This window comes from Lysinibacillus sp. NPDC097287 (genome assembly GCF_044761695.1).
GTDB lineage: Bacteria > Bacillota > Bacilli > Bacillales_A > Planococcaceae > Lysinibacillus.
On the sequence record NZ_JBIWCX010000003.1, the window covers coordinates 133,472 to 157,418 of the forward strand.

The following is a 23,947-nucleotide window of genomic DNA, read 5'->3' on the forward strand; positions in this document are numbered from 1 at the left end:
CAGCATCCTCTGCTGTACGTTTTTTTATCATATTGGCAATTTCTTTCCTCGCCATAATATTTGTTGAACATCTCCAATGTGGATAATTTCCTGCATTTGTAATTCTACAGAAGTAAGCATCAAAGAATCAGACTGTATATCTGATGCAGATCCCGCCAATTTCCTTCCATCTTTTAAACATATTTGTAAGGGTTGATACACTCTTTGTCGAAATGGTTTCTCTAAAAATTGTAATTGTTTAAGCAAGTACTCATTAATGGGTTCCTCATTTTGTTCATGGGTTTGGACACTTCTCGATTCATTTATATAACCATCTTTCACAAAAACAGATGTACTTTCCTCCATAGTGTTCTCCTGTTGAGACTGAGGAATACTTAAATAATAAGTTGGCGAATTAATAAATAATAGTGGCTCACGCTCCACAATTTTCACATCCTTTTTTCCCTACGATATGCAAAAGGAAGAATTATGGTGCTCAACCAATTTGACTTAAAAATAATGTCGCTAAACCTAAATAAATTAAAATACTCGTAATATCGTTTAATGTCGTAATAAATGGGCCAGATGCTACAGCTGGATCAATCTTCAAACGATGCATAAGTAATGGAATAAACGAACCTGCAAGTGTTGCCACTAAAATCGAACCACAAATAGCAGCACCGACAAGCATACCTAGTACAAGCTCATGTTTCCAAACATAAACGATGCCGATCACAATGATGCCACATACAAGACCTGTCATTAAGCCTGTACCCGCCTCACGTATAAGTAACTTTATCTTGCTATGCTCTTCGATGTCTCCCGTTGCAAGCCCACGAATCGCTACGGCCAATGCCTGTGTGCCGCTATTTCCTGAAGTACCTGAAATCAGTGGAATAAACACTGCAAGTAATGCCACTTTATCTAGTGTATCTTCAAATTGCCCCATTAAATTTGCTGTCAGCATCCCTAAAAATAATAAAATTACGAGCCACGGCAGACGTTTTTTAGCCGCTTGCCATGGGCTTGTATCGAATTTATCCATGTCGGAAATACCGGCTAATTTTGAGTAATCCTCTGATGCCTCGTCATCAATTACGTCGATAATATCATCGACTGTAATAATCCCTAGTAATTCACCTTTGTCGTCAATTACTGGTGTTGCTAAGAAGTTGTAGTCTTTCATAATTTGTGCGACTTCTTCTTGATCGTCACCAGCATGTACCATTACAACACGTTCATTCATAATTGAACGAATGAGCGTATCCTCATCCGCAATTATTAAATCACGCAGTGAAATAACTCCAGTTAGACGATGCTTTTCATCGACTACGAAAATATAATAAATCGTTTCAGCATTCGGTGCCTCTTTACGTAAAATGGCCATTGCTGAGCGTACTGTAGAATTTTCTGGAATAGCAACGTATTCGGTCGTCATAATCGAACCAGCTGTGTACTCATCATAGCTCAGCAGTTCATTAATTTCGTCTGCTGTCGCGTCATCCATCATTTCTAAATAGCTCTCGCGTTGCTCTGTATCTAATTCATTTAAAACATCGGCAGCATCATCGGCATACATTTGCGATAACATTTCTGCACCATATGCTGTATCCATTTCCTTTAAAAATTCTTCATATTCATCATCATCTAATTCAATTGCCTCGAAAATGTCAGCCATTTCAGTTGGAGACAAGAACGTATAGATGATTTTCCTTATATCAGGCTCCACCTTTTCATAAAACGTTGCCTGATCATATGGATGAAGCTCTAAAAATTCATTTCGAAATGCTCCAATATCGTTTCGTGCTAGCATTTCTCGTAAATGTGCCTCGTCGAATTGTACTTCATCTTTTTCATTTCTTTCCTCTATCATGCTTGTCCCCTCCTTCCGAGCATCAAATTAACTTTTACATACTATCACATAAATCTACCTTTTATATAATAGTGCGCACCACACTGGTTCTGCAAACTCTTTTTTCTGGATACACACCATTTCTTTTACTATACCCTACGTCCATCTAATTTTCTGCTAAAACACTATTAAAAACGATAAGGAGATGCTCTGCTTACGCGAACATCTCCCCTTCATCTATTTAATAAATATTTCATATCGGCCATTAACGGACTTGAAAATTTCAAGGATTCACTAGTCAACGGATGAAGCATCTGCAAAGATACACAGTGTAGTGCTTGGCGATTAATATACGTTCTTTTACCGCCATACAATTCATCACCAACTAACGGATGCCCTAAATATGCCATATGCACACGTATTTGATGAGTACGCCCTGTATGTAGCTTCAAACGAATATGTGTCATTGGCTCACCATGAATGTCAAAGCGACTAAGCACTGTGACATCAGTATGTGCAAATTGACCATCTTCGCGCACCTCACGCTCAATAATACTCGTATCCTTTCGACCAATAGGCGCAACGATTGATTGCTTATCCACTACTACATGTCCATGGACAATTGCTTCATATTCTCGCGAAATCTCTCCGCCCCGCTGTGCGAGTCCCGTTAAATGATGGATATGTGCATGTTTGGCAATACAAAGTAAGCCCGATGTATCACGATCTAGTCTCGTCACCACATGAACAGTCGAAGCCAAGCCTTTCTGCTCAAAATAGCCACACACATCATTGGCAATACTTTTTGTTGGGTGCTCACGCGAAGGTATCGTACTTTGATGAGCTGGTTTATCAAGCACTAAAATCGCTTCATCTTCATATACAATACGAAGTGAGCCATATTCCACAACAAGCCCCTCGCTTTTCTCTTCGGGTGGAAATTTAACTTCGACTAAATCACCGATTTGCAATGGATGCCTTACATTCCGCTCCACGCCATTAACAGTCAGCAAGCCACCTTCAAATTTAATGGCGGTTAAGGCACGCTTGGATATTCGCCATTCACCTAATGCTTCACGTAGCAATTGTCTATCTTTCGTTGCTGTAAACCGTAGTGTAAACCGTTTATCTATTTTACTCATTTGCTACAAATGATTCATGCACGCGTTCCCAGAACGGGAATGGTCGGAAACGGGCAAAACGTACTCTTTCGTTTGCTACATTAAAGGAAATAGATTTCACATTTTCTTGCGTTACTTGGAGATGATCGACTGTCATATTAAAGTTTTGATCGTTAACTGGTCGTAATACACAGTGATGATGCGCTGGCAAAATTAGTGGAGAGCCAACAGTACGGAATACACGATTATTAATTGAGGCAATTTCCGTAATTTGCAATGCAGCTAATGTGGGGTGAATAATGGCGCCACCTAATGCTTTGTTATATGCCGTACTACCAGATGGTGTTGATACACAAAGACCATCACCACGGAAACGTTCGAACTGATTGCCGTTTAATTCAACATCCATTACAAGTGTTACATCTGGCGACTTAACTGTTGCTTCGTTTAACGCTAAATACGTATTAGACTCAGTATTATGATGCTCTACCTTTACTTCTAATAGTGGGTATTCCACGACATTAAATTCTTTTTTTGCAATCGACAAAACCAATTTTTCTAATTCAGAAGGCTTCCAGTCCGCATAAAATCCTAAATGACCCGTATGAATACCGACAAAAGCTACTTGATCAAGCAGATGTAAATAGCGGTGGAAGGCATGAAGTAATGTGCCATCTCCCCCTATCGACACGACAATTTCAGGACATTCTTCATCATAGGTTAACCCAAAATCTTGTAAATATGTTTTTGCTAGCTCCATTAACTCGTTCGATTGTGCATCTCTACGTGATTGAATGGAAAATTTCATTATGCGTCACGCTCCTTCTCTGATAGTAAATTAGGATTCGAAGCTTCTTTAAATTCATTGAAATATGCTTGCGCTTCTTGGATCTCACTACGAATTGAAGACATTTCTTCATCCAAACGAAAGGCTGCTTCTGCCGCACTTTGTAGACGATTTTTTATCTCTTCAGGGAACATCCCTTTATATTTATAATTTAATGAGTGCTCAATAGACGCCCAGAAATTCATGGCCAATGTGCGTATTTGAATTTCTGCTAATACTACTTTTTCACCTTGAATCGTTTCAACAGGATATTCCACAATCATGTGATGTGAACGATAACCACTCGGCTTGCTATGTGTAATATAGTCACGTTCTTCAACTACACGCATATCTTTCCTTTGCCTGATTAACTCAGTCACTGTAGCAATATCATCTACAAATTGGCACATAATACGCACGCCAGCAATATCTCCAAGTTCGTCACCTAACTGCTTCGAAGGCTCAAAAGCTAAACCCTTTTCTAATGTTTTATCGTAAATGCTTGCAAGTGGCTTTACTCGACCCGTTACAAACTCGATTGGTGAGTTTGCATTAACTATGCCAAATTGCGAACGCATTCCTTTTAATTTTATTTTTAATTCATCCACTGCTTGCTTATATGGACTTAAAAATATCTCCCATTGTCCCATCGTTAAAACCTCCCGACATCGGCGTACAGTAAAACGGTTAGTTTCCGTTATGTACTATTTAGTCAGCTAGAACTGCCCTAAAGTGGGTTTCCACTGCTTGGACAAATTCCGACCCATAGTTGTAATTCCCTTCAATATTATACACGAGCATTTCTAATTCCTCGTAGAAGTTTGTTAGCTCCAGTACCTCTGTACCTACTTGTAACATTGGATTTTGCTTTGTTTGTATAATATAGACAAGTTCACGCCAAATGGTTGGTTGGAAACGTAAATAATGATAATCTTCCCCAGCATCTAGCAAGTATATAAATGCAAAATCATCTGAATCTGCAATTAACTGTGCAGCAGGTTTTAACTGTAAATTCAGCTCATTGTCGTTTAAACTAAAATGAAGTTGCTGATTTTCAAAACTGAATGATTCTATTGTATAAATTTTTCGCAATGCGAGTCCCCTTTTCGTTCATACTCTTCCTCTTATTTTAGCATATGGGGGTAGTTAGTTGCAGTCAGTAAATATTAAAAGAAAAACTTGTCTAAAAAATGTATAAAGGGTGAAAAACATGGCACAACAGCTTGAAATCGAATTTAAAAATCTTTTAACAAAACAACAATATGAACAGTTATTGGAAAAATTCCAAATTCCAAAAGACGCTATTCATCGTCAAACAAATCATTATTTCGACACACCAGAAAATTCGCTAAGAAACCTAAAAAGCGGATTACGTATTCGACAAATTGCTAATTATTTCGAATGTACATTAAAAGAAAAATCTGCTGAGCATTCACATTTAGAAACAACGGATGAAATTACAGAGGAACAAGCAAAAAATATGTTACAGGGGAAAGGCTTCTTTGCAACTGAAGTGGCGAAGAGACTAGATTTACATAATATCCCTATAGATAAACTAACGGTGTTTGGTTCACTGACTACTGACCGTGTCGAAATTCCCTATAAAGAGGGACTTCTTGTATTTGACCATTCTTACTATTTGCAGTGCGACGATTATGAGGTAGAATATGAATCAAATGATGTAAAAAAAGGAAATATCATATTCGACGAGTTTCTACATCAATATGGTATCGAAAAACAAAAGACTGATAAAAAAATCGCTCGCTTCATGAAAGCGCTACAAGCAAAGAAAGGGTGACTAATCACTTGGATATCCAATCACTCAAAACTTTATTAGAAATACAAGCACTTCAAACTCTCGGTTCATCGGGCAATACATCGTCGAACTCTCTAACAGGGAACAGTAACTCAATTTTTTCTGATATGATTGGCGAATTGCTCAGTGATGCAACAACATCTAGCAACGCTAAAATGTCTAGCTTACTGGGACTTTCATCGTCATCAGACCTATCTAGCTATTTTGCGGGTCTCACAAATACTACAAATAATTTAAATCAGCTTGGTGACGCTAATAACAATTCTTTGCAAGCATTACTATACAACGGCTCTAATGCTGTATATGTACCGTCATCTGTTTATGACACACTACCACAATTTAATACTTCTTCAGGTACAAAGTTAGATTCATATGTTTCAGACGATGTAATCGGTACTGTTGCCTATGAAAAATCACTTGCTGGTGCTAACAAATATGCCGCAATTATCAAACAAGCGTCGATTACTCATAACGTACCTGAAAAGTTAATTGCTTCAGTTATGAAACAAGAGTCTAATTTCAATCCAAGTGTTGTTAGTCATGCCGGTGCACAGGGATTAATGCAATTAATGCCCAAAACTGCTCAATATTTAGGGGTATCCAATGCTTTTGACCCTGAGCAAAATGTTATGGCCGGTGCGAAGTATTTACGACAAATGCTCGATAAATTCGATAATGACCCAGCACTTGCGCTCGCTGCCTATAATGCTGGACCATCTCGTGTGACAAAATATGGTGGAATCCCGCCATTTAAAGAAACACAAAATTACGTAAAAAAAGTGATGAATTATTTTACTGCTTAATTCGCTCTTCCCTTTATTCACGGACTTTCTCATCAAATTTCACCATCATTGGTGAAATTTGTTTTTTAACAATGGAAAACTTATCGAGAGCTCTTTGTTTGTGTAAACGAAAATACGTTGATAGAATGAAGATAGTCACAAGAAATACACATTCTATTTTTAAAATTATTACAATGTACACATACAAGCCACTTAGAATTTATACCTTGCTGTAAGGCTTACACTATACTTGCTATAAGAATTAAAGGAGCATCCTAATTATGAGTCGAAACTATACTGTTCCATATGATGAGCTTGGAGCTGAAAAGCTTTCTGAACTCATACATGCATTTTATAAAAGAGTAGCTCATCACCCAGATCTTATTCCAATCTTCCCAAAAGATTTAACTGAGACAGCTAGGAAACAAATCCAATTTCAAACACAATATTTAGGTGGACCAAATCTTTTTACTGAAGAACATGGGCATCCCATGATGCGTGCGCGTCATATGAATTTCGCCATTACTCCTGATCGCGCTCAAGCATGGCTTGAATGTATGTCAGAAGCCATGGATGAAATTGGATTAGACGGTAAGTTCCGAGAAATTTATTACCAACGATTGGTATTAACAGCTCATCACATGATTAATAGTCCTAATGACGATGAGGGGGAGTTATTGCGTGAATAATATTCAAATGTTGCAACAGCCCATGTCAGCTATTTCAACTGCCATTAAGCCGATTGAATTGTATATTTTCATAGATCCACTTTGTCCGGAAGCTTTTAGTATGCAGGCTGTAATCCGTAAACTGCAACTTGAATACAATCACTACTTCACATGGAGGTTCGTACTTAGCACAGAACTTACTTCTTTAAACTCTATAAGTAAGCGTACAAAGGGCTGCGTATCAGGTGTTGAGCTTGATATCAAACACCCAGTGTTACCTTCCATCGCCATTAAAGCGGCAGAACTACAAGGCAAACGTGCAGGTGCTCGTTATTTAAATAAACTGCAAGAATATGTTCTATTAAATTATCAAGATGTTAATTCATATGCTACCCTATTAAAAATTGCAGAAGATGTACAGTTAGATATGGCTGAATTCACAATAGATTTCGGCTCAAAGGAAGCTGCTCGCGCCTTTCAATGTGATTTATACATCAAACGTGAAATGGAAGTAGATGAAGTACCAAGCATCGTATTTTTTAATGAATGTATAGAAGATGAAGGATTAAAAGTTGGTGGGAATTATGCTTACGAAGTGTATGAACAAATATTACAAGAAATGATAGATATACAGCTTGTAAGCCAACCATTGCCATCCATCGAAGAATTATTTGAGAAGTATCATACTCTATCTACTAATGAAGTAGCATTTATTTACTCTATGACAGAGCAATCTGCTGAACGTGAGTTAAAGAAACGCATGTTGCTACAAAAAATTGAACGTATACAGACAAACCACGCCACACTATGGCGCGCTAAATAATGCCATTATTCTTTCATACACATAAAGCGGAAATGACTCCTTTAGAAAAGTGAGCATTCCCGTTTTTTTTTTTTGCGTTTTCATGTATGAGGCTGTCTGTCTTCCATCACTGATTGCTTATGTTTCGGAGACAATAGATCGATGCAAATGTGCTAAGACTCGAAGATGTAAAATTTTCTATAAACAAAAGAGACGCCACTATCCTCGACAGATAGAGACGCCTCTTTTTCACAAAGGGGATGGGAGAAATGTTCACGTTCAAACAAAGGGGTGTATGTTTGTTTTGTGATTTATTTCACAGGATTTACTTTATCATGGAATAATAAATATAGCAACGGAACAGGGTGTAGATTCACAAATTTGTCATATAGAAAGCGATTACAGCAAGGTATTCTTAAATCAAATCCTATTTAAAGATTACTAAAATCGCAAAAAAATATTATTCTATGTATTATTTTAAAGCCATGTTTTCTACATTTTAAAGAGAAAAGCTGTAGTGTATGCACTACAGCCATCCCTATTAATTATTTAACAATAATTTTTCTAACTCATTTAATCGTTCTTCAAATACTTTACATGCTTCATCAATTGGTTTTGCATCATTCATATCTACGCCTGCAGCTTTTAACACTTCAATAGGGAAGTCTGAGCATCCTGCTTTTAAGAAGTTATTAATATAACGTTCTACAGCTGGTGCACCTTCTTCTAAGATTTGTTTACTTAAAGCCGTTGCTGCAGATTTACCTGTTGCGTATTGATATACATAATAATTGTAGTAGAAGTGTGGGATACGTGCCCATTCTAAACCGATTTCTTCATCGACAACAATGTCTTCTCCGAAATATTGTTTATTTAAGTCATAGTAGACTTCTGTTAAGCGTTCTGCCGTTAGCGACTCGCCGTTTTGATCCATCTCATGAATCATATGCTCAAATTCAGCAAACATTGTTTGACGGAATACCGTGCTACGGAATCCATCCAGCCAATGATTTAATAAATAAATTTTTTGCTGAGGATCTTTAATTGTTTTTAATAAGTAGTCGTTTAGTAATTCCTCGTTACATGTTGAAGCTACTTCTGCTACGAAAATTGAATAGTCTCCATAAACAAATGGTTGATTATTACGTGTGTAGTAGCTGTGAACACTGTGACCAAATTCATGCGCTAGTGTGAATAAGTTATCGACATTATCCTGCCAATTCATCAGTATATATGGATTTGTGCCATATGTGCCTGAAGAATATGCACCGCTTCGTTTTCCCTTGTTTTCTTTCACGTCAACCCAGCGATTGTCAAATCCGCTTTGTACGATACCTTGATATTCTTCCCCCAGTGGCGCTAATGCCTTCACTAAAATATCTTTAGCTTCATCATATGGCATCTTCATTTCCACTTCTTTAACAAGTGGTGTGAATAAGTCCCACATATGCAACTTGTCCACACCTAGCACTTTTTTACGTAGTGCAATATAACGATGTACCACTGGCAAATGTTTGTGGATCGTTTCTATTAATTGATCATACACATTTTCAGGTATGAAATTATTCGACATTGCCGCTTCGCGAGCAGAACTATAGTTACGAATACGTGCACTAACATTATGTTTTTTCACATTACCTGTTAATGTTGAAGCAAACGTATTTTTAAAGCTCCCATATGTTGCGTACATCGCTTTAAATGCAGCTTCGCGTACATTTCTGTCTTTACTTTCTAAAAACTTAATGTAGTTACCATGCGTTAGTTGAATTTCTTCACCGTTCTCATCTTTCACTTTCGGGAACACCAAATCCGCATTGTTTAACATACCAAATGTATTAGAAGCTGTACCAGTTACCTCTGACATTTGCGCAAGAAGTGCCTCTTGTTCAGCAGGTAAAACATGTGGACGTGCCATCGTAATTTCTTTCAATGATTGTGTATATAATTGTAAGTCTTTATTTTCTACTAAATAACTCTCAATTGTCTCTTCGCTTAAAGCTAAAATTTCTGGAGTTATAAATGATAATGCCGTTGAAATATTTGTTGCTAACGTCTGGATACGACTATTCATATCCTGATAAAAGTTATTCGTTGTATCCTGATCGTAACGCATATGTGCATAAGTGTATAACTTCATCGCTCGGCTATAAATTTCATCGTAATACTTTAAAACATCTAATAAAGCATCTGCACCGTTTCCTAAGGTACCTGCATAGCTAGACGCTTTTTTTGCAAATGCTGCGACTTCTTTGAATTCTTCTTCCCAAAGTGCGTCTGTTGCAAAAATGTCCTCTAAACGCCAAGTTAAATCCTCTGGTACTTCGTTTCTCATTAAAACCTGATTGCTGTTACTAGCCATGTGCCAGCCCCCTCTTATCTGAGTTTTCCTCTACTCTCATATTTTCTCAATAACTTGTTTCAATTGCAAATATATGTCCATAAACGTCTGCTAAATAATCTTTATTGCCTTGGACTTTCTCATGAATCATACTGTAATTTTTCACAGCTTGTATAGCGACTTCCGTTGGTTCAATGTCCAACTGATGAAGGAATAATTGAATATCTCCTTTGCATAATTGTTTAGGCTGCAATTGCCTTTGCCGACAAAAATAATGCAACATCGTCTGCCATTCAATCGAAAAATAAGGGATAGCTTCTGCGTTGTTCACAGGGAAGCCTACATATATAGGCATTGATTGGAGTGAAAATTTCAATTCATAACAGCTTCGCAAAAATGGGTCTTGTACACCTTTTTTACTTCGAAGTAACCGTTGATACATGTACTGCTCACCCGTTTTTTTATACAATTGCCAGTAACGTTTAAAATCATCTCTAGATAGGGGTTTCGGTTCGTAAAAAGGATAATGTTGCATTTCGATAGGCAAGCATTGTACTTTCGCTATAAAAGTATGCCCTTGAAGGTGAAGAAGATTCGACCAGTAAATAAATTGTGAGGTATTTGCATTGTAAGTGATTAAATACGGTAAACCTTGCGATGGATGGATAATCACTTGCTGCATGATTGGTGCAATAGATATTTTTTGGATACCTGGTGAAACAATTTTTTTTAGCGGTGTTTGAAAGAGCCACAGCACCTCTAACCTTTCCTTTTCGTAGCCATCTGTACGTGCTCGCCACTTCTCATAGGAAATGGCACTACATTGATATTCAAGCGCAGTTAGCTTATACTGCCTTGTTAAAAGTATATCCGGTCTTTGCGCAAGCTTTGATAAATAAGGCTCCAGCTCTACTATATGTCCTAGCTTTTTGAGCCATTCAAATAACTGTATCTTGCCTTTCAAATGAAGAGCCGATTCTCCTTCTGCAAATAATTGATCACACGCTTGAGTAGTAACATGTGCAAAATGCGGAGTATTAATAATACCTATTTTCAATCGAACAGGTTGATGACATTGTGGGCAATAAAATTTTTCCTGTTGCCGGTATTGTTGCAATGTATCTCTTGTATGTTCATAAGAAAGAAAACGCTCGCTTTTTTCTGTCAGGGCAATAAGCATAGAACTGTCCCCTTTTTAGCCCATTGTAAAAACAATCATCATGTAGCTCAATAAAAAAGCGGCTTTTTCCTCAAAATTGATTTTTGCATAGTATTTTATAGTAATGCTATTTACAATATAACTTTGTTTAAAGTCTAAGTCTTAGTAAAGCGGATTACTTCTCTAGCAAACGGATCATACCCCATTCCCTTAATTCAAAACTATGATCATAACTGCATTTATTCTAAGAAATAGTTGTATCTGAAAAATCCACAACAAAATCTATATATCCCTCAACATAATAAAAAATGCCCCCGAAATCTCGGGGGCTATCATTATCTATGCAAAATATTTTCGAATTGTTTCAAAACAGTCATATTCCATAATTTTTTCGCCGTATTCTTCTAAACGGTGAATTGTGAAATTTGATGGTCTTAAAAATTCTTTGATAACGGCATTTTTATCATGTCGATTTAAATCTTCATCAACATTTGCATAATCTACTACTAAATAATAATTGTCTTCATATTTAAATAATGAGGAATCCAGTGCTTCTATTGTCATACGTTTCGCCACAGGGATTAGCTCATCAATATCTTTAAATTTATATACGTAAATATCTGTATCCATGAACAATTCTGATTCATCCAAATCACCAAATTGGCTTAACTGACTGAGCAGCTCCTCGCCAACCTCATCAAAAGGACCAAACATCTCCTTATGTTCATCATAATTTGAATGACCATCTAATGTTTCACCGTCTTTTAATATATGAGCACGTGTGACAATGATCTCTAAGCCTACTTCAGACGCATTGATATGAATCCAAATCGGACCTTCTACATCAAAATAGTCATCCGTGTTTACTTCATCAATCATATCCCAAAAAAGTTGTTCACCCTTTGCTCGATTGTACCAAATTTCTTCACGACTATAGCCGCGGTCCTCTATATCATTGTACGTAATAAAGAGCTTGAGCGTGTTTTCATTTACACGTTCGATGTCCATTAGACCTCATCTCCCTTCACTGTCATTTGTCGAAAAACAGTTTTCTTTCATTAGTATGCTATGAATCATTGTTTTTAATCTTTAATTTACTTTGTTTTTCAACCTTTGACCACACTACAACAAAATTGTTGAGCAACTGAAATCCTTGATATTACTGGTTACAGTTGTCTCTAATTCTATTGTATGCTGTTCTTTCATAAAATGAAAAGGATATACACCTTTTCACAAAAGATATTTGAATATTGAAATTGTAGTAAACTATTTTGTTTAAATCAAGTTTAACATACTTTCACGGAAATATATGACTTTCCCCCATCAATTATTATCTCAATCATATATACTTTTCACCTTTTAAAGGCATAAAAAAAGAGATGTCACAGTATGCATTTTGCATTTGTGTAACATCTTCGTCGTTATAATTATACACTTGTGCTTAGTTCACCATACGTTGAGCTTCTTGTAACTGATAGGCACGCACTTTACGAGGTAAGAAACGTCGAATCTCATCTTCGTTATAGCCAACTTGTAAACGTTTTTCATCCAAAATAATCGGACGACGTAATAAGCCTGGATATTCTTGAATTAATTCATATAAACGTTGTAATGGTAAGCTTTCAACATCAACATTCAATTTTTGAAAAATTTTAGATCGAGTTGAGATAATTTCGTCCGTACCATCCTCTGTCATGCGTAAAATTTCTTTAATTTCACTAATGCTTAAAGGCTCAGAAAAAATATTACGCTCTGTATATGGAATTTCGTGTTCCTCCAACCATGCTTTAGCTTTTCTACAAGAAGTGCAGCTCGGTGATGTAAATAAAGTTACTAACATATTTTACACATCCTTCCCATTTAGATTTCGGCATCTATAAATTAGAGTATTAATTTAGAATTAGTTTAATTTAAAACTACTTCTTCATTATACAACAATCTGGTGATTTTGAATATAGTCCCAATGAAAAAAGAAAGGCAATATTGCGAATTATTATGTCGATATATGCGCATTCAGAGCAACTTTTTTCTCATTATGAAAATTGAACTAGTAATAATATTCCCAATTATAAGCAATATTAAACATAATCTTTTTCTTGTTTGTTTGTTCTCATTTATTTTTTTTAAACGAGAATAATGTCATTTAGGTGTGTACAAATTAAACGAATATTTAGTAATTAAGGTTCCACTTCTAACAAAAAAATAGCTAACTATAGCATAATTTTTTAGTGTAGACAAAACCACCGCCAAAAGTCTGACTTTTATCTTTATTCAGCAGATGTATTTTGTAGCGAAAGCGTAGCGGCAGGTACAGAAAAAACTACCTATATCGCTAGTGTGATGAATGTGAGTTTAGCTATTTTGTCAGTAGGCATCTAAATGCTGACTGAATAGTAGAACCCAAGCTAAGATCGCCGCGTCATGCGACAACGCCTGAGTGGCCAGCATCCTGTTGGCCTAAAGCCTCTGGCGAATGTCACAGATATTTTTTACGCGAAAGCGTAGCGGCAGATATGATTACGACGAGGTGCAATTGACATACTTGCTTTTAGATGAATCTTTATAATATAATTTCAGCAATACTAAAAACGCTGACGAAGAATAGTACAAATACAATGTGCCTGTATAGAGAGTCTGTGGTCGCTGTAAACAGATCATGCACGTATTTGGAATGGACTTCCGAGTTAGCTTTGTGAACGTTCATGTATCCTCATGAAGCCCATTAGCAAAGCTCGTCCCTTCACGTTACGAAGAAGAGTGGCCTTTTAGGCAAGCTGGGTGGTACCGCGGATACAAACATCATTCGTCCCTTCATTAGAAATACTAATGAGGACGCATGATGTTTTTTTATTTATTCGTTTAGTGCTCTAACATTAATTGAGTAAATCAAAGCTCTCGGACGTAATGACACCGAGGCATAATTGATTTATTAGGAGGAAAACAAATGAAAACAATTTTTTCAGGTGTACAACCAACAGGTATTGTGACTCTAGGGAACTACCTTGGCGCATTCAAACAATTCCCTGCACTACAAGAAGAAGGTAACGCGGTTTACTGTATCGTTGACCAACACGCCATTACAGTCGCACAGGATCCTAAAGAGCTACGTCAAAACATTCGTAACTTAGCTGCGACATATATCGCTACAGGTGTTGATCCGAAGAAATCGACGTTATTTATCCAATCAGAAGTTCCCGCCCATGCACAGGCAGGTTGGATTTTACAATGTGTCGCTTCTATCGGTGAATTAGAGCGTATGACTCAATTCAAAGATAAATCGAATGGTAAGGAAACAGTATCTGCTGCACTATTAACATACCCGCCATTAATGGCAGCTGATATTCTTTTATACAATACCAACATCGTGCCGGTTGGTGATGATCAAAAACAACACATCGAGTTAACACGTGACCTTGCAGAGCGCTTCAACAAACGCTACGGAGACGTATTAACCATTCCAGAAATCCAACTGCCAAAAGCAGGAGCGCGTATTAAATCATTACAAGAACCAACAAGAAAAATGAGTAAATCAGACCCAAACACAAAAGCGACGATTAAACTTTTAGATACTGCCAAAGATATCGAGAAAAAAATCAAATCAGCTGTTACTGACTCTGATGGTATTGTGGCATTTGATGTTGAAAATAAACCTGGTGTTTCCAATTTATTATCAATTGAATCAGCTATTTCTGGTGTTTCTATTGACGATCTAGTGAAAAAATATGACGGTATCGGATATGGCGGTTTTAAACAAGGTGTAGCAACGGCTGTCATCGATCACCTAGCACCAATTCAAGAAAGATTTTATAACCTTGTAGAATCATCTGAACTAGATGTAATTTTAGATGAAGGTGCTGAAAAAGCACATGCGATTGCAAGTGCTACACTAAAACGTATGGAAGCAGCTATGGGCTTAGGCCGCACACGTCGCTAAGGGGAAATATATGCACTGTGAACATTGTAAAAAACAAATCATTACACTAATTATCGAAGGCGATTTTGGTGCTGACCCGCTTTGGTGTGGTCAATGCCTCGCCAATTTAGAGTTAGAAGAGCTTCCACTAAGTGAAGCAATAATCACTGAATTGACGACATGGATGTGTGACTTTGGTGAGTGGATTGATATCGAAAATGATTCTTTCATTGAAGGGACCGAACACCTAGCAGAAGCACACGACAAACAAGGAGCACTGCTTGCCCAAAAAGTTTCAGCTGAATTAGGCACAGGTGTTACGGTAAAATTCAATCGTTATCTCACAACTTAGGATGTGCGGTCAAAGCCAAAATCAAGCACCACACTACACAAGATGATGCATGCGCCAATCGCTAAGTAAAATTCGGTTGTGTGTAGCATGAATTTGAATACAACTGCCCAAGAATAACCTAGTGTTCGATAATTTAAATATAATATCAGATTGCCTATCGATAGAATTAACAAACCATAACTAAGTAAAAACATAAATACACGGAACAAGTATGCGCATCCTTTCTATTTCTTCTTACTTATCATCTATTCGAATGGACAATAAAAAATACGTCAGCCATGAAAATTCTGGCTGACGTTTTCTATTAATCTACGTATTTTTTAAATAATAAACTTGCATTGTGTCCACCAAAGCCTAGCGAATTACTCATTGCATATTCAATGTTTGCTTCACGTGCTTGATTCGGCACGTAATCTAAATCACATTCAGGATCTGGTTCTGTTAGGTTCATTGTTGGTGGTAAAATCCCCTCTTTTAAAGCTAATGCTGTAAAGATTGCTTCCACACCACCCGCTGCGCCTAGTAAGTGACCTGTCATAGATTTAGTCGAGCTCATCGCTAATTTATATGCATGTTCACCAAAAGTTGTTTTAACTGCTTGTGTTTCAAATAAATCATTATACGGTGTACTTGTACCGTGTGCGTTAATATAGCCAACTTGTGATGGTTCTACACCACCATCTGCTAATGCTTGCTTCATCGCACGAGCAGCACCTTCGCCTTCAGGTGCTGGCGCTGTAATATGATGGGCATCACCTGTCGAGCCGTATCCAAGGACCTCTGCATAAATTTTTGCACCGCGTGCTTTTGCATGTTCGTATTCTTCTAAAATCACAATACCTGCACCTTCGCCGATGATAAAACCATCACGGTTTTTATCAAAGGGACGAGAAGCAGTTGTCGGATCTGTATTTAAAGATAATGCCGTATTTGCACAGAAACCAGCCACCGCCATTGTTATAATTGGAGACTCTGCACCGCCGCTAATCATTACATCCGCGTCGCCGCGTTCAATCACTTTAAACGCATCGCCAATAGAATTCGTGCCAGATGCACATGCCGTTACAGAACAAGAATTAATGCCCTTTGCTCCAAAATGGATTGATACTTGGCCTGATGCCATATCTGGAATCATCATCGGAATAAAGAATGGGCTAACACGTCTTGCACCACGCTCTTGGAACGTTAAAAATTGTTGCTCGTACGTTTCCATACCACCAATCCCTGAACCAATCCATACGCCTGCTCGCGGTGCCAATTCCTCATCGATTGTAAGCTTGGCATCTTCCATCGCCATAATCGACGCGGCAAGTGCATAATGCGTGAAGCGGTCCATCTTACGCGCTTCTTTACGTTCAATATATTTTTCAATATCAAAGTCTTTTACTTCTGCTGCAATTTTCGCAGCAAATTGTTCTTTATTTAAGCGCGTTAGCTCCCCTACACCTGACTTGCCTGCTTTTACGTTTTCCCATGTTTCCTCAATGCTATTCCCAAGTGGTGTTACTGCGCCAATTCCTGTTATCACTACACGTCGTTTACTCATTGTCTTACTCCCTTCAAGCAATTTATCTTTTTTATTTTCCCCATCTCATTGTAAGAGCGCCCCATGTTAAGCCGCCACCAAATCCTATAAGGACTAATAGATCATCATCTTTTACTTTGCCTGCTTCTATCTCTTCTACTAAGGAAATACCAATTGATGCAGCCGATGTATTGCCATATTTATGAATCGTTTTTGACATTTTTTCTGGCGGTAACTCTAAACGTTCGCGTGCTGATTCCATAATCCGAATATTCGCTTGATGAGGTACTAAAAGGTTTACATCTTCTTTTGATAAACCAGCCTTGTCTAGTACATTTACTGCCGACTCGCCCATTTGGCGAACAGCAAACTTAAACACTTCACGACCATTCATCGCAATCGTCTGTTGCTGGGTTAAATAGAGGTGTTTTCCACCTGAACCATCTGAGCCAAGTTCGAACGATAAAATCCCTCTACCTTCTGATACTTTCCCCATGACTGCAGCACTTGCTCCGTCACCAAATAAAACGGCCGTATTACGATCTTCCCAATCGATAACTTTCGACAGTTTTTCAACACCTACTACTAAGACATATTTATAAGCGTTAGATTCTACAAATTGTTTGGCTGTCACCAAGCCATATATAAATCCTGCACACGCTGCACCAACATCCATCGCTGCTGCATTTACTGCACCAATTTGGTCTTGGACCATACATGCTACACTCGGAAACGCTTGGTCTTGTGTCACTGTTGCAACTAGCACCAAACCAATTTCCTCGGGAGCAATCCCTGCTTTATTTAATGCATCTTTTGCAGCGGCTACTGCTAGATCTGATGTCTCTTGTGTGTCTGCAGCAAATCTACGTTCTTCAATACCTGTACGAGTACGAATCCACTCATCTGACGTATCCATCATTTTTTCTAAATCAAAATTCGTCATTACTTTTTCCGGAACGTATCTTCCTAACCCTATAATACCTGCGTTCATACAGCACCCCTCTGCTTTCTTAACATCAATTATTAGTAACTGGTCATAATTATAACTCATAATTTTTCTGAAAACAATAGGTGAAATCGTGTGACAATTTCGCCATGTTTATTAAAAAGATTCTTTTTTTTTCGATATATGTTATGATATGATAATGTATATGTAATAAAACTTTATGATTTTCAAAAAGTTCGGTAGAGGTGAATTTTATGCAATATATCGCAACATTCGTATGGTCATTCCTACTTGTTTCAATGTTAAACTATGTAGTAAGTTCTGTACTTGGCGCACCATTTGACTTCCAAGTTGGCGCAATTATCTCAGTTGTGTTCTCAGTACTAATTTTTGTAATTGGCGCTATCATTCCAAACGAACCAACTCCAGAAGCAGCAGACCATCATTAATAACAAAAAAGGACATCTCAATTTTGAGATGTCCTTTTTTTGTGGCATCATCCACAGTTATTATTCATTTTACTTTTCTACAACGCACTGTCCATCACGCATCGTGATGTGAAGTACCTCACCTGGTAAAGCTTCCCCACGTAATAATTCCTTCGCAACTGCTGTCTCAATATAACGTTGAACGAAACGTTTTAATGGACGTGCACCAAATTGTGGATCAGCCCCTTGCTCAACTACCCAATGGATCACTGCTTCGTCTACTTGCAATGTAATTTCCTGCTCCGCTACACGCTTCATCAGTTGCCCTACATATTTCCAAGCAATCGCTGTAAAGTGTTCATCAGACAATGCGTGGAACAGTATAATATCATCCATACGGTTTAACAGTTCTGGTTTAAAGTGTTGTCGCAATGCTGCCATCACAAGATCTTCTACAACGTCATCATCATTTTTCGCTTCCATCAAATAACTAGAACCAATATTAGACGTTAATATTACAACTGTATTTGTGAAATTCACCATACGGCCTTGGCTATCTGTAATTCGACCATCATCTAAAATTTGCAGTAAAATATTCGCGACATCTGGATGCGCTTTTTCGATTTCATCGAGTAATACAACAGAATATGGATTACGTCGAACTGCTTCCGTTAATTGACCGCCTTCTTCGTAACCCACGTATCCTGGAGGTGCACCGACCAATCTAGAAACACTATGTTTTTCCATGTACTCACTCATATCAATACGAATAAAGTGATCTTCTGAATCGAATAATTGAGCAGCTAGTGCCTTGGCCAGCTCTGTCTTGCCGACACCCGTTGGTCCTAAGAACAAGAAACTGCCGATCGGACGATGTGGATCTTTAATGCCTGCACGAGTACGCCAAACCGCTTCCGTTACCAACTGAACTGCATTATCTTGCCCAACAACACGCTCATGTAGCGTCTCTTTTAAACGTAATAATTTTTCACGTTCACCTTCCACTAGCTTTGTTACTGGTATACCTGTCCAGCGGGAAACAATAGATGCTATTTCGTCAGCTGTTACTTCTTCACGTAAAATACGTGCTTCTGTACCATTTTCTAATTGCTGTTCCATTCCTTGAATTTCTTTTTCAAGTGTTGGGATTTTACCATGACGTAATTCTGCAGCTTTGTTTAGATCATACTTACTTTCTGCTTCATCTAGGTCACGACGATATTTATCAAGCGTTTCACGTTTTTTCTGTATACCGTGAAGGGCTTCTTTTTCAGCTTCCCATTGTTTACGCATTCCTTCCGATGATTCCTTCAACTTAGTAAGTTCTTCACGAAGCTGCTCTAATCTTTTTTTACTAGCATCATCTTTTTCTTTGCGTAGCGCTTGTTCTTCGATTTCTAGTTGCATAATACGTCGTGTCACCGCATCTAACTCTTGAGGCATTGAGTCGATTTCTGTACGAATCATTGCACATGCCTCGTCAATTAAATCAATTGCTTTGTCTGGTAAGAAGCGCTCTGTAATATATCGATTTGAAAGTTCTGCAGCTGCCACAATGGCACGGTCATGAATGCGTACAGCATGATGTAATTCAAATCGTTCTTTTAAGCCACGTAAAATCGACACTGTATCTTCAATAGAAGGCTCACGTACTAGGACTTGTTGGAAACGACGTTCTAATGCAGGGTCTTTTTCAATATACATACGATATTCATCTAACGTTGTTGCACCAATACAATGCAGTTCACCACGGGCAAGCATCGGTTTTAACATATTCCCAGCATCCATTGCCCCATCTGTTTTCCCTGCGCCTACAATTGTATGAATTTCATCAATGAATAAAATGATACGCCCTTCTGCTTCTTTCACTTCTTTAAGAACACCTTTTAAACGTTCTTCGAATTGACCTCGATAGCTTGCACCAGCAATTAATGCGCTCATATCTAGTTCATACAAAATGCTATCTTTTAATCCTTCTGGAACATCACCTTTGACAATACGTTGTGCTAAGCCTTCTACGATTGCCGTTTTACCAACACCAGGTTCCCCTATTAAAACCGGATTGTTTTTAGTTTTACGCGTTAAAATTCGAATAACATTTCGAATTTCTTCATCACGACCAATAACCGGATCCATTTTACCATTTTTGACTTCTTCAATTAAATTACGACCAAATTGCTCTAATGGTTTTTTATCATCAGTTTGTTGAAATTGCATAGTCAGCATCTCCTTTTAAAATGTTTGACCTTTTTTGACTAACTTTATTTTACAACATCCGACAGGCTCGTGCAAAAAATAAGCTCTAAAAATCACACTCGAAATTGGAATATTATGTTATGATATTGTTGTATTTCGTTCGTTTAGTATATGGAAAAGGTTAATCATCATCCTTTTGTAATATAATTACTAGTTACAAAAAGAAAGAGATGTGATTGTTATATGGTCATAATGGATAATATGCAAGACAATATTCATGCTCTTTTTAAAAATCATGGTATTTTTATTAAAGTGGATAAGGGTAGTAAAATTTTTTTAGAAGGTGAGCGTGCCGAAGAAATTTTTTTTATTGAATCTGGCGCTATTCAAATTAATCAAGAGACCGAAAGTGGTAAAGAATTAACGATGCGTATTTGTGGACCTAATAGTATTATTGGTGAAAGCTCACTGTTTTGTCACCTTATCTATAATTCCATGACCGCTAAAGTGTTAGAGCCTTCTACCTTATATGTGCTTAGTCGAAAATCAATGGAGCATCTATTAACAGAACAACCGATGTCCATGGTGGAGTATTTGAAGTGGCTCCAAATTGAGAATTTCAAGCACCAAAGCCGATTACGTGATTTGGTATTGAACGGTAAAAAAGGCGCTTTATTTTCCACACTAATTCGCCTAACAAACACATATGGAAAACCTTTAGATAATGGTTCGATTGTTATTGATTTTCCATTAACTAATTTTGAAGTTGCCAACCTATGTGGAACAAGTCGAGAAATGATTAATCGCATGCTGAATGATTTAAAAAAGCATGATATCTTAACATTTGAAAAAGGATACATTACTATCCATAATATAAAATTTTTAAAAGATGAAATCGCCTGCGAAAATTGCCCTTTACAGATTTGCCGAATAGATTAATCCGCTATACGAAAAACCCCTGTCTGCAAATTACTGCAAACAGGGATTTTTTATGTCTCTAAATACTTTTTTCACTTTTACTATTAACGTACACCTAAAGCGATTTTTGCATAGCGTGACATTTTGTCTTTTGACCATGGTGGATTCCACACGATATTAACGTTTGTGCTCTTCACTTCTGGTAACTCGCTAAGTGCTGTATTAACTTGGTCTACGATAACCGGTCCCATTGGACAGCCCATTGATGTTAACGTCATATCGACAGTTGCTACGCCCTCATCATCTAAATCTACTTCATATACTAAACCTAAGTTGACAATATCAATGCCAAGCTCAGGGTCAATTACATTTTCTAATGCACCTAACATACTATCTTTCATATCTTGATCCATTTCATTTCTCCTCTCTACACAATAATCAAATTCGCCTTGGCGTATTTGCGTCCAGATTTTGAATTGTGCTTGCACAATTAACTCCTTTCAAAATCTGTGACATCCGCCGGAGCTTTAATTATATTCACCGGACGTTTAAACGCCCGGTGAATACAATTAACCTCATCATAGCAGATGATACTTATTATGCCAAATGCTGTGCAAGCCAATCCGTTGCTGCTAGCAAACCATCACGTGTAATAGCATGTCCTGCTTGATTGTCTACCACAAAATTTAAATTTTCTGGGTTTGCATCATAATATGCACGTAATTTTAAATAAAATGTATAAGTATCTTTAAAAGGCACTGTTGAATCTTTTTTTCCATGCCAGAAAAACACTGGGCGCCTTGCAAACTTTTCAGGCGTTAATGTGACATCATAACTTGCCAATAAGTCATTGCTTTTAGCAATTTCCGCATCTGTCATTGGCCAACTAAGTCCTTTAACAGCCAATTGCTCTAATTGGTATTTTCCTAGTTCTACAAAACCGGGTGCACCCATGCATAAAGCTGCAGTAGTTATCCAATCATAACGCTTTAAGCAACCTGATGTTGTAATAGCTCCCATTGAAGAACCTGCAACGCCAATTTTATTACTTTCTAATAAACGATTAACCTTTAAATAATTAAATAATTGTTCTACTTCATGAATAGAATTTAAGACAATCTCCCAAAATCGTAAATTCAACTGCATTTCAGTTAATCCTTCACTACGGTCCCCATGCAATTTTGCATCTGGTAGTAGGACTCGCACACCTTTGTTTACTAACTGATAAGCATAATGTAGATTATGTTCTTTCGCACTCATAAAACCATGTAGGAAGATTACTACTGGTGTTTTTTCATTCATTTCGACCGTATGTATGTGTAATAAAGGAATATCTTCCCACGTCTCTTTCGTTACAATCATTTACATCACTCCCAACTTTTCTTACCCTATTATGTTAGCAAACTTTTTTCTACGTGACAAAGTTTTGACGAATTGGGGGACTAAGGGATACTATTCATACATAGAGGAAAGGGGCAACAAGATTATGAAACCACATTTAATTGTCTTAGATTTAGATGGTACACTACTTACGGACCAACAACAAATTTCTGCAAAAACAAAACGTGCATTATTACAAGCAAAAGCCCAAGGACATCAGGTAATGATCGCCACTGGGCGTCCGTATCGTGCAAGTGATATTTACTATCACGAACTGGGCCTGACAACACCTATTGTGAATTTTAACGGGGCATACATTCATCATCCCAAAAATGCATCATGGCAAACTATGCATACACCAATTGATTTGAGCGTTGTTCATAACGTCGTAGAGTCTGTGAATGCCTATGAATATGAAAATATTATTGCAGAAGTAAAAGATGATATATATGTTCATACGGAAGATGATCGTATTTTAAATATTTTCAATATGGGGAATCCCAAAATTACATTAGGCGATTTATCTATGAATCTACAAGTAAATCCAACAAGCTTACTTATTCAAGCTAATGAAGAAAACTCGATGATTATTCGTGATCATTTACATGATGTACATGCTGAAGTGATTGAGCACCGTCGTTGGGGAGCACCATTGCATATTATTGAAATTGTACGTCGTGGCTTAAATAAAGCTGTCGGTATTTCCCATGTCGCAAAAGATTTAGGCATTCCACGTGAACGAATTATTGCCTTTGGCGACGAAGACAATGACCTTGAAATGATAGATTATGCCGGTATCGGCGTTGCAATGGGTAACGGTATTTCATCGTTAAAAAACATTGCCAATGAAATTACAGCGACAAATAATGAGGACGGCATTGCTAAAATCCTCATTGAACGCTTGAAATTAGCATAAGTAATAATAAGGGTAATTGACATTCCTTTG

25 protein-coding genes and 1 other annotated feature are annotated in these 23,947 nt (G+C 37.5%); of the genes, 9 read left to right on the forward strand and 16 right to left on the reverse strand.

Translation table 11 applies throughout. The annotated features are described in order from the left end of the window. Nucleotides 1-27 precede the first annotated feature (27 nt). The 6 genes from ACIQ2D_RS06125 to ACIQ2D_RS06150 form a co-directional block, all read right to left on the reverse strand. A complete protein-coding gene (locus tag ACIQ2D_RS06125; RefSeq protein ID WP_402860978.1) occupies nt 28-423 on the reverse strand; it encodes a hypothetical protein in 396 nt (131 codons plus the stop codon). A gap of 52 nt (nt 424-475) precedes the next feature. Then, complete coding sequence (mgtE, locus tag ACIQ2D_RS06130) at nt 476-1,852, reverse strand: magnesium transporter (RefSeq protein WP_402860981.1); 1,377 nt, start codon at nt 1,850-1,852, stop codon at nt 476-478. 212 nt (nt 1,853-2,064) lie between these two features. Continuing rightward, complete coding sequence (locus ACIQ2D_RS06135) at nt 2,065-2,964, reverse strand: RluA family pseudouridine synthase (protein ID WP_402861672.1); 900 nt, start codon at nt 2,962-2,964, stop codon at nt 2,065-2,067. Nucleotide 2,965: 1 nt separating this feature from the next. Next, nucleotides 2,966-3,760: an NAD kinase gene (locus ACIQ2D_RS06140; protein WP_402860984.1), complete on the reverse strand. Its 795-nt coding sequence runs from the start codon at nt 3,758-3,760 to the stop codon at nt 2,966-2,968. Beyond that, the gene (gene yjbM / locus ACIQ2D_RS06145; RefSeq protein ID WP_402860987.1) at nt 3,760-4,428 is read right to left on the reverse strand and encodes a GTP diphosphokinase; all 669 of its coding nucleotides are present in this window, start codon (nt 4,426-4,428) and stop codon (nt 3,760-3,762) included. The genes ACIQ2D_RS06140 and yjbM overlap by 1 nt, the downstream gene beginning before the upstream one ends. 58 nt (nt 4,429-4,486) lie before the next feature. After that, nucleotides 4,487-4,870, reverse strand: a complete 384-nt coding sequence (locus ACIQ2D_RS06150) for a UPF0738 family protein (RefSeq protein ID WP_402860990.1) — start codon at nt 4,868-4,870, stop codon at nt 4,487-4,489. 118 nt (nt 4,871-4,988) lie between these two features. On the opposite strand from ACIQ2D_RS06150, the gene ACIQ2D_RS06155 reads away from it, so the two are divergent. The 4 genes from ACIQ2D_RS06155 (at nt 4,989) to ACIQ2D_RS06170 (ending at nt 7,867) form a co-directional block, all read left to right on the forward strand. Then, complete coding sequence (locus tag ACIQ2D_RS06155; RefSeq protein ID WP_402860993.1) at nt 4,989-5,576, forward strand: CYTH domain-containing protein; 588 nt, start codon at nt 4,989-4,991, stop codon at nt 5,574-5,576. Between the two features lie 8 nt (nt 5,577-5,584). Next, nucleotides 5,585-6,397, forward strand: coding sequence for a lytic transglycosylase domain-containing protein (locus ACIQ2D_RS06160; RefSeq protein ID WP_402860996.1), 813 nt, complete (start codon nt 5,585-5,587; stop codon nt 6,395-6,397). 260 nt (nt 6,398-6,657) lie between these two features. After that, nucleotides 6,658-7,065, forward strand: a complete 408-nt coding sequence (locus ACIQ2D_RS06165) for a globin domain-containing protein (RefSeq protein WP_402860999.1) — start codon at nt 6,658-6,660, stop codon at nt 7,063-7,065. After that, nucleotides 7,058-7,867 (forward strand): DsbA family protein, encoded by an 810-nt coding sequence (locus ACIQ2D_RS06170; RefSeq protein WP_402861002.1) that lies wholly within the window; start codon nt 7,058-7,060, stop codon nt 7,865-7,867. The genes ACIQ2D_RS06165 and ACIQ2D_RS06170 overlap by 8 nt, the downstream gene beginning before the upstream one ends. A 520-nt stretch (nt 7,868-8,387) precedes the next feature. Here ACIQ2D_RS06170 and pepF read toward each other — a convergent pair. The 4 genes from pepF to spxA form a co-directional block, all read right to left on the reverse strand. After that, complete coding sequence (gene pepF / locus ACIQ2D_RS06175) at nt 8,388-10,205, reverse strand: oligoendopeptidase F (protein ID WP_402861004.1); 1,818 nt, start codon at nt 10,203-10,205, stop codon at nt 8,388-8,390. Nucleotides 10,206-10,251: 46 nt separating this feature from the next. Beyond that, nucleotides 10,252-11,364: a competence protein CoiA gene (locus tag ACIQ2D_RS06180; protein WP_402861007.1), complete on the reverse strand. Its 1,113-nt coding sequence runs from the start codon at nt 11,362-11,364 to the stop codon at nt 10,252-10,254. A gap of 318 nt (nt 11,365-11,682) precedes the next feature. Continuing rightward, complete coding sequence (mecA, locus tag ACIQ2D_RS06185; RefSeq protein ID WP_402861010.1) at nt 11,683-12,351, reverse strand: adaptor protein MecA; 669 nt, start codon at nt 12,349-12,351, stop codon at nt 11,683-11,685. A 433-nt stretch (nt 12,352-12,784) separates the two neighbouring features. Continuing rightward, complete coding sequence (spxA, locus tag ACIQ2D_RS06190; protein ID WP_053585422.1) at nt 12,785-13,183, reverse strand: transcriptional regulator SpxA; 399 nt, start codon at nt 13,181-13,183, stop codon at nt 12,785-12,787. 742 nt (nt 13,184-13,925) lie between these two features. Beyond that, nucleotides 13,926-14,157 (forward strand) — a binding site (T-box leader). Nucleotides 14,158-14,287: 130 nt separating this feature from the next. Here spxA and trpS point away from each other — a divergent pair. After that, nucleotides 14,288-15,277, forward strand: a complete 990-nt coding sequence (gene trpS, locus ACIQ2D_RS06195) for a tryptophan--tRNA ligase (RefSeq protein ID WP_402861013.1) — start codon at nt 14,288-14,290, stop codon at nt 15,275-15,277. A gap of 10 nt (nt 15,278-15,287) precedes the next feature. Continuing rightward, nucleotides 15,288-15,608, forward strand: coding sequence for a hypothetical protein (locus ACIQ2D_RS06200; protein ID WP_402861016.1), 321 nt, complete (start codon nt 15,288-15,290; stop codon nt 15,606-15,608). On the opposite strand, the gene ACIQ2D_RS22370 is transcribed toward ACIQ2D_RS06200, so the two are convergent. The 3 genes from ACIQ2D_RS22370 to ACIQ2D_RS06210 all read right to left on the reverse strand — a co-directional run bounded on the left by ACIQ2D_RS22370 (nt 15,605) and on the right by ACIQ2D_RS06210 (nt 18,124). Beyond that, nucleotides 15,605-15,817 (reverse strand): YuzI family membrane protein, encoded by a 213-nt coding sequence (locus ACIQ2D_RS22370; protein ID WP_483869744.1) that lies wholly within the window; start codon nt 15,815-15,817, stop codon nt 15,605-15,607. The genes ACIQ2D_RS06200 and ACIQ2D_RS22370 overlap by 4 nt on opposite strands. Before the next feature lie 95 nt (nt 15,818-15,912). Then, complete coding sequence (gene fabF, locus ACIQ2D_RS06205) at nt 15,913-17,154, reverse strand: beta-ketoacyl-ACP synthase II (protein ID WP_402861019.1); 1,242 nt, start codon at nt 17,152-17,154, stop codon at nt 15,913-15,915. Between the two features lie 31 nt (nt 17,155-17,185). After that, entirely contained in the window at nt 17,186-18,124 is a 939-nt protein-coding gene (locus tag ACIQ2D_RS06210) for a beta-ketoacyl-ACP synthase III (protein WP_402861022.1), read from the reverse strand. A 209-nt stretch (nt 18,125-18,333) separates the two neighbouring features. Between ACIQ2D_RS06210 and ACIQ2D_RS06215 the strand changes: the two genes are divergently transcribed. Next, complete coding sequence (locus ACIQ2D_RS06215; protein WP_402861025.1) at nt 18,334-18,528, forward strand: YjzD family protein; 195 nt, start codon at nt 18,334-18,336, stop codon at nt 18,526-18,528. A 69-nt stretch (nt 18,529-18,597) separates the two neighbouring features. Here ACIQ2D_RS06215 and ACIQ2D_RS06220 read toward each other — a convergent pair whose 3' ends face one another. Then, nucleotides 18,598-20,724, reverse strand: coding sequence for an ATP-dependent Clp protease ATP-binding subunit (locus ACIQ2D_RS06220; protein ID WP_402861028.1), 2,127 nt, complete (start codon nt 20,722-20,724; stop codon nt 18,598-18,600). 231 nt (nt 20,725-20,955) lie between these two features. On the opposite strand from ACIQ2D_RS06220, the gene ACIQ2D_RS06225 reads away from it, so the two are divergent. Continuing rightward, nucleotides 20,956-21,642: a Crp/Fnr family transcriptional regulator gene (locus ACIQ2D_RS06225; RefSeq protein WP_402861031.1), complete on the forward strand. Its 687-nt coding sequence runs from the start codon at nt 20,956-20,958 to the stop codon at nt 21,640-21,642. An 83-nt stretch (nt 21,643-21,725) separates the two neighbouring features. Here the strand turns inward: ACIQ2D_RS06225 and ACIQ2D_RS06230 are convergent, their stop codons facing one another. Both ACIQ2D_RS06230 and ACIQ2D_RS06235 read right to left on the reverse strand, forming a co-directional pair. Beyond that, nucleotides 21,726-22,034: a metal-sulfur cluster assembly factor gene (locus tag ACIQ2D_RS06230; protein ID WP_402861034.1), complete on the reverse strand. Its 309-nt coding sequence runs from the start codon at nt 22,032-22,034 to the stop codon at nt 21,726-21,728. A 184-nt stretch (nt 22,035-22,218) separates the two neighbouring features. Beyond that, nucleotides 22,219-22,983, reverse strand: a complete 765-nt coding sequence (locus ACIQ2D_RS06235) for a prolyl oligopeptidase family serine peptidase (protein WP_402861037.1) — start codon at nt 22,981-22,983, stop codon at nt 22,219-22,221. A gap of 124 nt (nt 22,984-23,107) precedes the next feature. Here ACIQ2D_RS06235 and ACIQ2D_RS06240 point away from each other — a divergent pair, with 124 nt between their 5' ends. Beyond that, entirely contained in the window at nt 23,108-23,917 is an 810-nt protein-coding gene (locus tag ACIQ2D_RS06240; RefSeq protein WP_402861040.1) for a Cof-type HAD-IIB family hydrolase, read from the forward strand. Nucleotides 23,918-23,947 lie beyond the last annotated feature (30 nt).